Annotated in this window: 10 protein-coding genes; 7 read left to right on the top strand and 3 right to left on the bottom strand. The window is 70.0% G+C overall.

Annotation, left to right across the window (positions count from 1 at the left end; translation table 11 throughout):
- Positions 1 to 8 precede the first annotated feature (8 nt).
- Positions 9 to 497 carry a hypothetical protein gene (locus tag ABIC70_RS17670; protein WP_354440356.1) on the bottom strand — a complete coding sequence of 163 codons (489 nt, stop codon included), beginning with the start codon at positions 495 to 497 and terminating at the stop codon, positions 9 to 11.
- A gap of 173 nt (positions 498 to 670) precedes the next feature.
- On the opposite strand from ABIC70_RS17670, the gene ABIC70_RS17665 reads away from it, so the two are divergent.
- Positions 671 to 1,681, top strand: a complete 1,011-nt coding sequence (locus ABIC70_RS17665) for an alpha/beta fold hydrolase (RefSeq protein ID WP_053610579.1) — start codon at positions 671 to 673, stop codon at positions 1,679 to 1,681.
- A 188-nt stretch (positions 1,682 to 1,869) separates the two neighbouring features.
- On the opposite strand, the gene ABIC70_RS17660 is transcribed toward ABIC70_RS17665, so the two are convergent.
- Positions 1,870 to 3,045, bottom strand: coding sequence for an amidinotransferase (locus tag ABIC70_RS17660; RefSeq protein WP_043350578.1), 1,176 nt, complete (start codon positions 3,043 to 3,045; stop codon positions 1,870 to 1,872).
- Positions 3,046 to 3,254: 209 nt separating this feature from the next.
- Between ABIC70_RS17660 and ABIC70_RS17655 the strand changes: the two genes are divergently transcribed.
- The 6 genes from ABIC70_RS17655 to ABIC70_RS17630 all read left to right on the top strand — a co-directional run bounded on the left by ABIC70_RS17655 (position 3,255) and on the right by ABIC70_RS17630 (position 9,669).
- Entirely contained in the window at positions 3,255 to 4,367 is a 1,113-nt protein-coding gene (locus ABIC70_RS17655; protein WP_043350577.1) for a flippase-like domain-containing protein, read from the top strand.
- Positions 4,358 to 5,011: an MlaC/ttg2D family ABC transporter substrate-binding protein gene (locus ABIC70_RS17650; protein ID WP_043350575.1), complete on the top strand. Its 654-nt coding sequence runs from the start codon at positions 4,358 to 4,360 to the stop codon at positions 5,009 to 5,011. Before ABIC70_RS17655 ends, ABIC70_RS17650 begins: the two co-directional genes overlap by 10 nt.
- 87 nt (positions 5,012 to 5,098) lie before the next feature.
- Positions 5,099 to 6,307: a bacteriohopanetetrol glucosamine biosynthesis glycosyltransferase HpnI gene (gene hpnI / locus ABIC70_RS17645; protein ID WP_354440353.1), complete on the top strand. Its 1,209-nt coding sequence runs from the start codon at positions 5,099 to 5,101 to the stop codon at positions 6,305 to 6,307.
- A 57-nt stretch (positions 6,308 to 6,364) separates the two neighbouring features.
- Positions 6,365 to 7,798 (top strand): hopanoid biosynthesis associated radical SAM protein HpnJ, encoded by a 1,434-nt coding sequence (gene hpnJ / locus ABIC70_RS17640; RefSeq protein ID WP_043386333.1) that lies wholly within the window; start codon positions 6,365 to 6,367, stop codon positions 7,796 to 7,798.
- Positions 7,799 to 7,918: 120 nt separating this feature from the next.
- Positions 7,919 to 8,761 (top strand): hopanoid biosynthesis-associated protein HpnK, encoded by an 843-nt coding sequence (gene hpnK / locus ABIC70_RS17635; protein ID WP_354440351.1) that lies wholly within the window; start codon positions 7,919 to 7,921, stop codon positions 8,759 to 8,761.
- A 32-nt stretch (positions 8,762 to 8,793) separates the two neighbouring features.
- On the top strand, positions 8,794 to 9,669 hold the full coding sequence (locus tag ABIC70_RS17630; RefSeq protein ID WP_354440349.1) for a bifunctional helix-turn-helix transcriptional regulator/GNAT family N-acetyltransferase: 876 nt from the start codon (positions 8,794 to 8,796) through the stop codon (positions 9,667 to 9,669).
- 48 nt (positions 9,670 to 9,717) lie between these two features.
- Here the strand turns inward: ABIC70_RS17630 and ABIC70_RS17625 are convergent, their stop codons facing one another.
- Positions 9,718 to 12,384 carry an MMPL family transporter gene (locus tag ABIC70_RS17625; protein ID WP_043386381.1) on the bottom strand — a complete coding sequence of 889 codons (2,667 nt, stop codon included), beginning with the start codon at positions 12,382 to 12,384 and terminating at the stop codon, positions 9,718 to 9,720.
- Between the last annotated feature and the right edge of the window lie 290 nt (positions 12,385 to 12,674).

Here is a 12,674-nt window from a genome sequence, read left to right as displayed (position 1 = left end):
GGGCCGGTCTAGCCCGCGCGGCGGATCCGCGAAAGCCCGGGCCTGTGGGCCAGCCGGCAGACGGTGAGGTCGTCCCGCAGGCCATCGGTCCGGGGCCCGGTCTCGCACAGCATCAGGATCGGGCCGATGCCGCCCCGGCGCGGGGCCTGCGCCAGAAGGCTGGCCTGGTGGAGGTTGAGCGCCAGAACCTCGGCCGAGGCGGCGTCAGCCCCGGCCAGCGCCCGCGCCGCGCGGCCGATCAGGATGAAGTAGCCCGGGGGCGGCTCGCGATCGAGGGACGCCACGGTGAGCCTGGCGGGGGCGCGGCAATCGAGGCTCATCCGCTCGGCATCCTGCGCCCGGAATACCGCGACGGGGCCCGTCCGACCGGCCAGGGAGGCTCCGGTCGCGCGGATCACCGTCGCGGCGAGCGCGTCGCAGGCGTCGGCGGCGCGGGCTGGTGCGGATCCGAGACCGAACACGCCGACGAGGACAGTCAGAGCGGAGAGGCGCAGCATGGGGAAATCCGCGACAGGACAGATCGGCACGCAGCAGATAGCGCGGGTTGCCCGAGCCGCGTAGCCGCGGCGCGACAAATGCCGACTGCGCATGGACAGGGCATCCCGGATGCCCGATCTGAGCGGGCGGCGCGGCGCCGCACGCCGCTCGCAGATCAGGCTCCGTCGCGGCCATGCTTCGAACCGTCCTCGCCTCCGCCCTCCTGGCCCTGGCGCTGCCCGGCGGCGTCTCCGCGGAGCCGCAACCGCAGCCGACCTACGGGCCGGAGCTCGAGGGCTTCGCCTACCCGTTCCCGGTGGAGCGGTTCCTGTTCACCTCGCAGCGCCAGCCGCTGCAGATGGCCTATCTCGACGTCCGACCGGCGACGCCGAACGGCCGGACCGCGGTGCTTTTGCACGGCAAGAACTTCTGCGCCGCCACCTGGGAGAGCCAGATCCGGGCGCTCAGCGCCGCCGGGTACCGGGTGATCGCGCCGGACCAGATCGGCTTCTGCAAGTCGAGCAAGCCGGCGGCCTACCAGTTCACCTTCCGGCAGCTCGCCGAGAACACCCACGCCCTCCTGGCCAAGCTCGGGATCGAGCGCCCGGTCCTGGTCGGCCATTCCACGGGCGGCATGCTGGCCGCCCATTACGCCCTGCTCTACCCCAAGGCGGTGGAGCAGCTCGTGCTGGTCAACCCGATCGGCCTGGAGGACTGGGCCGCCAAGGGCGTGCCGCCGACCTCGGTGGAGCACTGGTACGAGCGCGAGCTGAAGGTGACGGCGGATTCGATCCGAGCCTACGAGACGGCGACCTACTATGCCGGCCAGTGGGAGCCCCGCTACGAGCCCTGGGTGACGATGCTGGCGGGTCTCAACGGCGGCACCGGCAAGGAGGCGGTCGCCTGGGATTCGGCGCTCCTCTACGACATGATCGTCACCGAGCCGGTGGTCTACCGGTTCCCGCAGATCGCGGTGCCGACCCTGCTGATGATCGGCCAGAAGGACAACACGGCGATCGGCAAGGACCTGGCCCCGCCGGAGGTGCGGGGCCGGCTCGGGCACTACCCGGAGCTCGGCAAGGCGGCCGCCCAGGCGATCCCGGGGGCCAGGCTCGTGGAGTTCCCGGCCCTGGGCCACGCGCCGCAGATGTCCGACCCCGAGGGATTCAACACGGCGCTGATCAAGGGGATGTCCGCGCCGTGAAAGTCCGGTCGTCCGTGTGCCGGCGCGGATGCATCTGACGGCGTGCTCGACCGGCCCATCCCGTCCTCGATCTCATCCTGGGGTGCCGAGCGATCGTTGATCGCCCGCCGCCTCAGGATGCGGGGCGTGGTTCAGAGCTCCGGCGATCGCCGACGACCGGCGATGACGGTCGTCGGCGTGGACCGGTCCTAGAAGTACGACTTCAGCACGCCGCGGCGGCGGACGTCGAGGGTCGCGCAGTGGAACGAGCCGCCGAACGGGCCGTAGCTGAGGAACGGCGCCGGGATCGGGTCGAAGCCCCAATCCTTCAGAGCCTTGATCAGCGTCGGCTGGCTCTGGTCGACGACGATCTTCTTCTCGGTGATCGCCAGGACGTTGATCGAGGTCCAGGGCGAGCACATCGAGATCTTGCTCATGAAGCCCTCAACCGGGTCCGGGCGCGGGGCGATCAGCACGTCCCACTTCTTGAGCACGGCCGGCAGCTTCTCGACGTCGACGTAGTCCGGGTTCACCAGCACCTTGCCGGGGGCCAGCGGCATGAACGACGAGTCGATGTGCATCGGCTGCGGGCAGCGGCTCTCGATCTCGTGGATGCGGAAGCCCGGGCCGAGGTGGCGGCGCAGCCACTCGATGCCCATCAGGTTCGTCACGTTGGAGCGGGTGACGAACAGGTCGCGGCCGCAGCGCACGAAGTCGGCGGCGTCGAAGACCGGCTCGAACTCGTTCACCGTGAACTGCATGGGCTCGCCGGCCTTCAGGTTCGGCACCCGGTAATCGTAGTTGTAGAGGTCGTCCGTGAGCTGCGGCCGCGGGGCCGAGGTCCAGCGGGCGCCGGCGCGGAAGTATTCCTTGAACAGCGACCGGTAGGCGTCGCCCTCGAAGTAGCGCGAGCGCCAGCACATCGGGCTCTCGATGATCTCGTCGCCGATGACGAGATACGGGTCGCGCGGGCAGGCCACGCAGAAGCCCCGGGAGGACCAGCGCGGGGCCTTGAACTTCTTGGAGAAGTCCACCGCGTCCGGGCGGCGGACCTTCACGCCCTCGCCGGCCAGGATGGTGATGAAGTTGTCGAGCTCGGCCTGGGCGAGCTTCTTCATGAACTTCGGATACTTCCACCCGCTCGCCAGCCGGTAGAACGGCTGCGCGGCGCGCGGCAGGTTGAAGATCACCGTGAGGTGATGGGTCGGGATCGTGGCGCCGTCGAGGGAGCCGACGATCACCTCCTCCAGCGGATCCCACTCGTTCCAGGCCATGACCGGGGACTGGGGGGCCGGGACACCCGGTTCCATTCTGCCCGTAAGGCCGCCGGCATGCGTTTCGTCGGTCACGGCCTCGAGGGCCGTGATCGGTGATTCGCGCTCCATGACGTGTGCCCCTTCTGCGACGTGCCGCGGCCTTCTGCGTAGGCGCTCAAGCCCCGCGCCGCTTTGGCACCCGGTGTGTCAAACGGGTGATAGACACCGCTAATCCGTGCTGCAACGTGACAGAAACGTTCCCGGGCCGACGGACCTATTTCTGCCGCGACCGTGACCGATTTCCCGCATCAAGCCTTTTGCGAGCTTGAAAGACGACAATGAAGCGCCTCACGACCCTGGCCTCGATCGCCGGTCTGTGCACGGTCGTCGGCCTGTTCATGTCCTCCGGACTGGAGGATGTGTCGGCCGCCGTCGTGAGCGCCGGCTGGGGCGCCGCCCTGGTGGTGCTCGCCCGCATCGTGGCCGTCGCCTGGGCGGGGCTCGGCTGGTACGTGGTCTTTCCGCGGGCCGCGGCCAAGCTCGCCGACTGCGTGTCCCTCCGCTTCGTCCGTGAGGGCATCAACACGCTGCTGCCCGTTGCCACCGTCGGCGGCGACTTCGTCGGCGCGCGCCTCCTGTCGAAGCGCAACGTCCCCGGCGCGCTCGCGGGCGCCAGCATGTTCGTCGATCTGATGACCCAGGCGCTGACACAGCTCCTGTTCACCGTGGTCGGCCTCGCCCTGCTGGTCCTGATCTCCGGCGACGGCCCGATCGCCCACACGGTCGAGGGCGGCCTGGCCCTGGCGGTCCCGGCCCTCGGCGCCTTCTACCTGATCCAGCGGCGGGCCGGGCACCGCCTGATCCAGGGGCTGCTCAGCCGCTTCGCCTCGGGGCGCGAATGGCGCGCCTTCGGCGCGATCGACCAGCTCTACGACAGCCTGCGCCGGCTCTACGGCAACCACGGGCGTTTCGCGCTGGCTCTGGCGGTGCACCTCGCCGGCTGGGTGATCGGAACGCTGGAGGTCTACGTCTGCCTGCGCTTCATGGGCTATCCCATCGATTTCGCGCAGGCGCTGATGATCGAGAGCCTCGCCCAGGCGGTGCGCGGCGCGGCCTTCGCGGTGCCCGGTGCCCTCGGCGCGCAGGAGGGCGGCCTGATCGCCCTCTGCGGCCTGTTCGATATCCCGGCCGAGGCGGCGCTCGCCCTCTCCCTGGTCAAGCGCTTCGCCGATCTCGGCGTCGGGCTCCCGAGCCTCCTGCTCTGGCACCGGATCGAGTCCAAGCTCCGGTCCGAGGCGCCCGAGGAGGAGGAGCGCGAGCCGGTTCCGGAGGCCGGACGCAAGGCCAAGAGGATCGCGCCGCCCGCGACGCTGGGGCCGTTCTACAGCTACGCCCCGCCGCGCATGGGGTCGCGGCTCGGTGACGGCGAGGAGTTGAAGAAGTGCGCCTGACCCGCCGGCTCGCGGCCGCCCTCGTCGCCGCTCCCTTGAGCACCGTTCCCTCGATCACCGTTCCCTTGGCTCTGCCCCTGCTCGCCGCGGGTCCCGCCTGGGCTGCCGACGAGGCCGCCGTTCAGACCGTGCGCGACCTCTACGCCGCCTTCGCGGCGGCGCTGAAGGATGGCCCGAGCCCCCTGCCGGCGCGGGTCGAGGCCGTCGGGCCGGCGATCGAGAAGGCGTTCGATTTTCCCGCCATGACCCGCATCGCCGTGGGCTCGAAATGGTCGAGCTTCACCCCGGAGCAGCAGGCGGCGGTGATCGACGCCTTCAAGCGCAGCCTGACCGTCACCTACGCAAACCGGCTGGCCCGCGCCGCCGGCGGCAAGTTCGAGGTGACCCCGAAGATCGAGGAGCGCGGCGCCCAGCGCGTGGTGCCGACCCGCGTCACCGCGGCGGATGGCGACGATTCCGCCGTGGACTTCGTGGTCAACGCCGACAACCGCATCCAGGACGTGCTGCTCAACGGCGATGTCAGCGAGATCGCCGCGCAGCGCAACGCCCTGTCGGCGCCGCTGAAATCCGGGGGGGCCGACGGCGTCGTGAAGTTCCTTCGGGCGCGGGCCGACGGCATGCTCGCCGCGAAGCCGACGCCGTGAGCGTCGTCTCTGCCAGTGCCGACCTGAACCGGCCGTTCGCGGCCTTCGCCGCCTGAGGCGGCCGGACGACCGCACGGATCCGACCGGATGGATGTCTCTTCGCTGGCGCTGCTCGGCCTCTCGTGGCTTTCGCTGCTCTGCCTGATCCTGGCGGCGGCGGGCTGCGTCTACGGCTTGGCCGCCGCCGTCTGCGCCGGCCGCTACGCGGCACGCCGCCCCCCGGTGCTTGCCGGCGGCGCGGCCCGGCCTTCCGTGACCCTCCTCAAGCCGCTCTGCGGTCTCGAGCCGAACCTCTACGCGAATCTCGAGACCGTGCTGCGCCAGGACTATGCCGGGCCGGTCCAGATCCTGTTCGGCGTCCAGAGGACCACCGATCCGGCGATCGGCGTGGTGGAGCGGCTGCAGCAGGCCTATCCCAATGCCCGCATCGACCTCGTGATCGACAGTCGCCAGCACGGCTCGAACCGGAAGGTCTCGAACCTGATCAACATGGCCGAGGCCATCGCCCACGACGTGGTGGTGTTGGCCGACAGCGACATGGTGGTCGGCCCCGACTATCTGGAGCGCCTCGTGGCGGAGCTGTCGCAGGACGGCGTCACCGGCGTCACCTGCCTGTATCACGGCGTGCCCGCTTATCGTGGCCTCTACGACCAGCTCTCGACGCTCGCGATCGACACGCAGTTCCTGCCCAACGTGGTGATGGGCCTGAGCCTCGGATTGGCGAAGCCCTGCTTCGGCTCCACCGTGGCCTTCACCCGGGCGAGCCTCGAGGCGGTGGGGGGCTTCCGCACCTTCCGCAACGATCTCGCGGACGATTACGCCATCGGCGCCGCCCTGCGCGGCCTCGGCGGCCGTGTGGTGATCCCCAGCTTCACCATCGGCCATACCAGCGTCGACACCGACCTCGCCGGCCTGTGGCGGCACGAGCTGCGCTGGAACCGCACCATCCGCACCGTCGATCCGGCCGGCTATGCCGGCTCGATCGTCACCCACGCCTTCCCCCTCGCCCTGCTGGGCGCCCTCCTGCCCGGCGCCGGCACCGGCGCGCTCTGGGTCGCCGCTGCGGCGCTGGCGAGTCGGGTCCTGCTCTGTCGGCAACTGGAGCGTGCCTTCGGCTTGGCTCCGCACCCCTACGGACTGTTGCCGATCCGCGACATCCTCTCCTTCCTGAACTTCTCCTGGGCCTTCGTGTCGGGGGCGGTGACATGGAAAGGTCACGATTATCACGTGGTTGCGGATGGCACCCTGATCCCGGACGCCGAACTCGGCCGCGATGCCGGCGCGCCCACCCGCTGATCCCGGCTCTCGCTTCCTTCCCCCTCCCCCCGGCATTGCCCTGAGGCCTTGAACCCCATGCGCACGCTCTTCCTCCAGGCCCCCACCTTCGACGGTTTCGACGGCGGTGCCGGCTCCCGCTATCAAGCCAAGCGCGAGATCAAGTCGTTCTGGTACCCGACGTGGCTGGCCCAGCCGGCCGCCCTGGTGCCGAACTCGAAGCTGATCGACGCGCCGCCGCACAACATCAAGCTTCCCGAGATCGTGGCCCAGGCCAACGACTTCGACCTCGTCGTGCTCCACACCTCGGTGCCGTCGTTCAAGTCCGACGTGAAGACGATCGAGGCGCTGAAGGCCGCCAACCCGAAGCTGATCGCCGGCCTGATCGGCGCCAAGGTCGCGGTCGACGCCGCCGGCGCCATGGCCCAGGCCCCGGTGGTCGATTTCTGCGCCCGCAACGAGTTCGACTTCACCGTCAAGGAAGTCGCCGAGGGCGTCCCGATGTCGGAGATCAAGGGCCTGTCCTATCGCGACGCCAACGGTGTCGTGGTCCATAACGAGGACCGCGAGATCATGACCGACATGGACCAGCTGCCCTTCGTCACCAGCGTCTACAAGCGCGACCTGGAGATGGAGAAGTACTTCATCGGCTACCTGAAGCACCCCTACATCTCGTTCTACTCCGGCCGGGGCTGCAAGAGCCGCTGCACCTTCTGCCTCTGGCCGCAGACGGTCGGCGGCCACACCTACCGCACCCGCTCGGTCGCCCACGTGATCGAGGAGATCAAGTACTGCCTGAAGGAGTTCCCGCAGACCAAGGAGTTCTTCTTCGACGACGACACCTTCACCGACAACCTCCCGCGCGCCGAGGAGATCGCCCGCGAGCTCGGCAAGCTCGGCGTCACGTGGTCGTGCAACGCCAAGGCGAACGTGCCGCGCGAGACCCTGAAGGTGCTCAAGGAGAACGGCCTGCGCCTGCTGCTGGTCGGCTACGAGTCCGGCAACCAGACCATCCTGCACAACATCAAGAAGGGCATGCGGGTCGAGGTCGCCGAGAAGTTCACCAAGGATTGCCACGACCTGGGCATCGCCATCCACGGCACCTTCATCCTCGGCCTGCCGGGCGAGACCAAGGAGACGATCCAGGAGACGATCGCCTTCGCCAAGCGGATCAACCCGCACACGATCCAGGTCTCCCTGGCCGCGCCCTACCCGGGCACGTTCCTGTACAAGCAGGCGGTGGAGAACGGCTGGCTCGACATCGAGAACGCCGAACTCGTCGACGAGAACGGCGTGCAGGTCGCGCCGCTGCACTACCCGCACCTCTCGCACACCGAGATCTTCACCTCGGTCGAGGAGTTCTACAAGAAGTTCTACTTCCGGGCGCCGAAGATCGCCTCGATCGTGAGCGAGATGGTGCGCTCGCCCGACATGATGAAGCGCCGCCTGCGCGAGGGCGTCGAGTTCTACCGCTTCCTCAAGGAGCGTCAGGGCACCGCCAAGGCGGCGTAAGTCATGGGTCCGGGGCCTTCGGCCCCGGCGGGGAGCGGGGCAGAGCCCCGCCCCCTACCCAGGGCTCCGCCCTGGACCCGCGAGAGGGCACGCCCTCTCGACACCCGATACGAGGTTTGCGTGAAGCGTCTGGTCGTCACCGCGGACGATTTCGGGCTGAGCCCCGAGGTCAACGAGGCCGTCGAGCAGGCCCATCGCGACGGGATCCTCACGGCGGCGAGCCTGATGGTCTCGGCGCCGGCCGCCGCCGACGCGGTGGCGCGGGCCCGGCGGATGCCGTCCCTGCGGGTCGGGCTGCACCTCGTCCTCGTCGAGGCGTGGCCCACCCTCCCCGCCGCGGACCTGCCCGACCTGACCGACGCGGCCGGTCTGATGCGCGCCGACATGGGGCGCCTCGGCCTCGACTTCGCCCGCAAGCCCGCCGCCCGGCGGCAGCTCGCGGCTGAAATCCGCGCCCAGTTCGAGGCCTACCGGGCGACCGGCCTGCCGCTCGACCATGTCAACGCCCACAAGCATTTCCACGTCCATCCGCTGATCGCGGGCGCGGTGCTGCGCATCGGCCGCGACTTCGGCATGCGCGCCCTGCGAGTGCCCCGGGAGCCGCGGGAGATCCTGCGCCGCGCCGAGCCCGGAGCGCGGCCGCGGGCCGCCCTCGACATCGCCCCCTGGGCGGCGCTGCTCGCCGTGCGCGCCCGTCAGGCCGGGCTGCTGATCCCCGACCGCACCCTCGGCCTGGCCTGGTCCGGCGCTATGACACCGGTGCGCGTCGCGGCGCTGCTGGCCCAGCTCCCCGACGGCCTGACCGAACTCTACACCCATCCGGCCACCGGCGGCGGCTTCCCGGGCGAGGCGCCGGGCTACCGCTATGCCGACGAGCGCGATGCGCTGACCGCCCCCGCCTCCCGCGCGGCAGCCGAAGCCTCGGGCGCGGTTCGCGGCGGCTTCTCCGACTTCCTCAGTTGACCAGCGCCGATATCTGACTTTAGTCAGATAAAATGACGTCCGCCGAGATCGCCCGTGTCCGCCGGTTCGCCCGTGCCGTCACCGCCGAGGTCGGGGCACTCGATTCCTCGTTCCTCGGCCGGGGCCGTCCCCTGGGGGCCGCGCGCGTCCTGAACGCGATCGGGGCCGGGCGCACGGAGGTCGGCGCGATCCGCACCTATCTCGGCCTCGATTCCGGCCTGATGAGCCGTCTCCTGCGGGGCCTGGAGGAGGAGGGACTGGTCGCGACGGCGCCGCATCCCGCGGATGCCCGTCGCCGGATCGCGTCGCTGACCGAGGCCGGGCGGAGCGAGTTCGCGGCCTACGAGGCGCTGTCGGATGCCCGCGCCGTCGCCCTGCTGGAGCGCGCGCCGCAGGTGGACGCGCTCCTGCACGCCATGGACCGAGTCGCCCTGGCCCTCGGCCACGACGCCATCGCCATCACGGAGACTGATCCGACCGGCGCAGCGTCCCGCGCCTGCCTCGACGCCTACTACGCCGAGCTGGCCAGCCGATTCACCGGCGGGTTCGACGTCGCCCGGTCGTGCGACCCCGAGGCCGCCGCCATGGTGCGCCCACGCGGCGTGTTCCTGCTCGCGAGCGGCGACGGGCTGCCGGTCGGATGCGTCGGGCTCAAGGGGAACGGCGGCGCGGTCGCGGAGATCAAGCGGCTCTGGATCGATCCCGCGGCCCGCGGGCTGGGCCTTGCCAAGCGGCTGATGCAGGCGGCCGAGGTGGCCGCCCGCGACCTCGGGATCCGGACGCTGCGGCTCGACACCAACAGTGCCCTCCCCGAGGCCCTGACGCTCTACCGGCGATCGGGCTGGGTGGAGATCGACCGGTTCAACGACGACCCCTACCCGGACCATTTCTTCGAGAAGGCCCTCTGAGGCCTTCCGTAGCGCCGGCCGCGACCGGCCGGCGCGACTCGGCCCGTCCTATTTGGCCGGCACCGGATCCTGGTGCGGGGCGGTCTTGCGCAGGGCCGCGCCGGCCGCCTTCTCGGCTTCCGGACGGTCATCGTCGGGCTGCGCCGGCGGCTCACCGAGGGTTGCCGGCACGACGAAGAACGCCGCCACCAGGGTGAAGAACAGCGACAGCGCCAGCAGCTTGCCCATGCTCGCCGTGCCCGGATGGCTCGACAGGACCAGCGATCCGAAGGCGCTGCCGGTGGTCAGCGCGGAGAAGAAGATCGCCCGGGTCAGGCTGGAGGCGAGCATGTCGGTCACGCCCGCCCGCCACGCGATCACGTAGTAGATGTGGAACGCCACGCCGACCGCGAGCATCAGCGGTAGGGCGATGATGTTGGCGAAGTTCAGCGGCATGCCGACGATGCGCATCGCCATGAGCGTCCAGAGGGTCGCGATCACCAGCGGGCCGAGGGTCATCGCCACGTCCCAGGGTTTCCGCAGGGCGACCGACAGGATGACGAAGATCAGCACGAAGGCCGTCACCGCCGCCTGCACGAAGGCGCCCAGGATCGTGTAGCTCGACTGCGTCGTGGCCACGGGCGCACCGGTGGCGTGCGGGGCGACCTTCAGGACCTCGTCCGAGAAGCGGCGCAGCACCGTATCGTCGTTCGAATCACCCTTGGGGTGGACCTCGATGCGCGCGCGCCCGTCCGCCGCCACCCAGTCGGCCTTGAGCTGCGGCGGCAGGTTCTCCAGCGTGATCTTCTCGGGATGCAGCAGGTCGCGCAGGCGCGCCAGCAGCGGCACGAGGTCCTTGGTCAGCGCCACCGAAGCCGCCTCGCGCATCTGCACCGGGCCAGCGGCGAGCTTGTCGAGGGTGCCGGCGAGGCGCTTGGCCTCCTGGGCGCCCTTCGCGTCGCCCTTGGCGTCTGTCGAGAGGCCGTTGAGCGCCGCGGCGGCGTCCTTGAGCGCCTTGACGTTGTCGGCGTCGGTCGGCGGCGGCGGCCGACGGCCGGGATTGAGCACCGGGTCGAGGAGCTGGGCCGTATCGGCGACCTGGGCCAGCTTCTTGTCTTGGTCGCGCGGGACGAACGTGTCGATGCTGTTGACCGAGGCGGTGACCGGAAGGGCCAGAAGCGTCTTCGACAGCGCCGGGACTGCGTCGACGCTCGGCGCCAGCACGTCGATGAAGTTCGGGCTGGTCTCGGGATTTTTGATCAGGTCCAGATAGGTCGCGATGGACTGCGTCTTGGGGCTGCGCAGGTGCATCGGGTTCGAGTCGAACGGCAGGTGCCAGAGCAGAGGCGCCCCGGCCAGGGTCACGAGGCCGACGCCGATCAGGATCGGCTTGCGGTGCTGGATGATCCACGGATCGACGCCGACGAGCCAGTTGGTCTGCACCGCCGCCTTCTCGCCCACGGGCTTGAACACCGCGATCAGCGCTGGCAGCAGCGTCAGGGAGAACAGGAAGGCCACCACCATGCCGACGCCGGCGATCAGGCCGAGCTCCGACACGCCCCGGAAGGCCGTGGGCAGGAAGGCGAAGAAGCCCGCGACCAGCGACACCGCGGCGAGCGTCAGAGACCAGCCGACCCCGCGGGCGGCGGCGCGGATCGCGCTCTCCAAGGTCGGCTGCTCGTAGCGGTCCGCCCGGTAGCGCACCGAGAACTGGATGCCGAAGTCGATACCGAGCCCGACGAACAGGGCCGCGAAGGCCACCGAGATCGGGTTCAGCTCCTTGACCATGACGAGGCCCAGGGCGGCCGTGACCACGAGACCCGCGAAGGTGGTGATGATCACCGCGCCGACGAGCTTGCCCGAGCGCAGGGCCAGCCACAGGAACAGCACGATCGCGCCGACGATGATGCTGTTGTTGAGGCCCGCATCCTCCGACAGCGTCGCGAACTCCTCGTCCGCCACCGCCACCGTGCCGGTCAGGCGCATGCGCAGGCCGTTCTGCCCGTCGATCCCGAGATCCTTCGCGACGTTGCGGATCAGCTTGGTCGCCTGGTAGCCGGGCTCCAGGGCGTTGAAGTCGAGGACCGGCTGGATCACCACGAACTTCATCTTGTCGGTGACGCTGGTCTGGCCCCCCGACAGCAGCTCCTGCCACGACATCCGCGCCGGCTTGCCGGCCAGCACCTTCTGCAGCGTGTCGTCGATCTGCCCCATGGGCTTCTCGAGATCTTCGAGCTTGGCGTCGCCGGTCTTCACGCCGCGGGCGCCCAGCGTCAGCACCCGCATCACGCCCCGCAGGGACGGATCGGCGGCGAGCGGCCCGAGCAGGCCCTGCTGCTGGGTCAGCGCTTCGAGGGTCTTGTCGAGGTCCGCCTGCGACATCAGCAGCAGGCCGTTCTTGTTGAAGAACGGGCCGCCATCGGGCCGGTAGACCGTCTCGATCAGGTTCTTGTGGGCGGTCAGCGCCTTGGCGAGGTTGGCGGCCGCCTCCTCGGTCTCCTCGGGCGTCTCGCCGTTGATCACCGCGACGATCGTGTTGCTGCGCTGCGGGAACGCCTTCTCGAAATTGATCTCGTCCTGCCGCCACGGCTCCTTCGGGTCGATCAGCCGCTCGACATCCGTGTTGATTCGGAACAGGTGTGCCGCGACCCCGAGGCTCGCGACCGTGACGAACGCCGTGAAGGCGATCACGATCCACCGATACCGCACCGAGAACGCGACGAGACTTTCGATCACGAGCACCCTGCCTGTTCGCATCGGACGCGCCCCATGCGCGACCGGCTCCTGTCATTCGTCCGGTCCAGACCCCGCCCACCGACACGGACGGGCCCCGGGCTCCGCCGGCCGATCGCGCCGCGATCCGGTCGGGTGCGCATCGGGTTCGAGGAACGCCGCACTGCCCGTTCTGGCCACGCCGTGCGCGTCCAGGACCCGACTCCGCCCGATGATGCGGTCCGCGGTCGGGTCACCCGCCGCGGGCCGGGACTTGCATCGCGGCCACGAGGCTCAGTAAAGAGGGCGATGCC

This window comes from Methylobacterium sp. 1973, assembly GCF_040545035.1.
Taxonomy (GTDB): Bacteria; Pseudomonadota; Alphaproteobacteria; order Rhizobiales; family Beijerinckiaceae; genus Methylobacterium; species Methylobacterium fujisawaense.
Note: the sequence above shows the minus strand (reverse complement) of the source record. Positions and strands in the feature narration are given on the sequence as shown.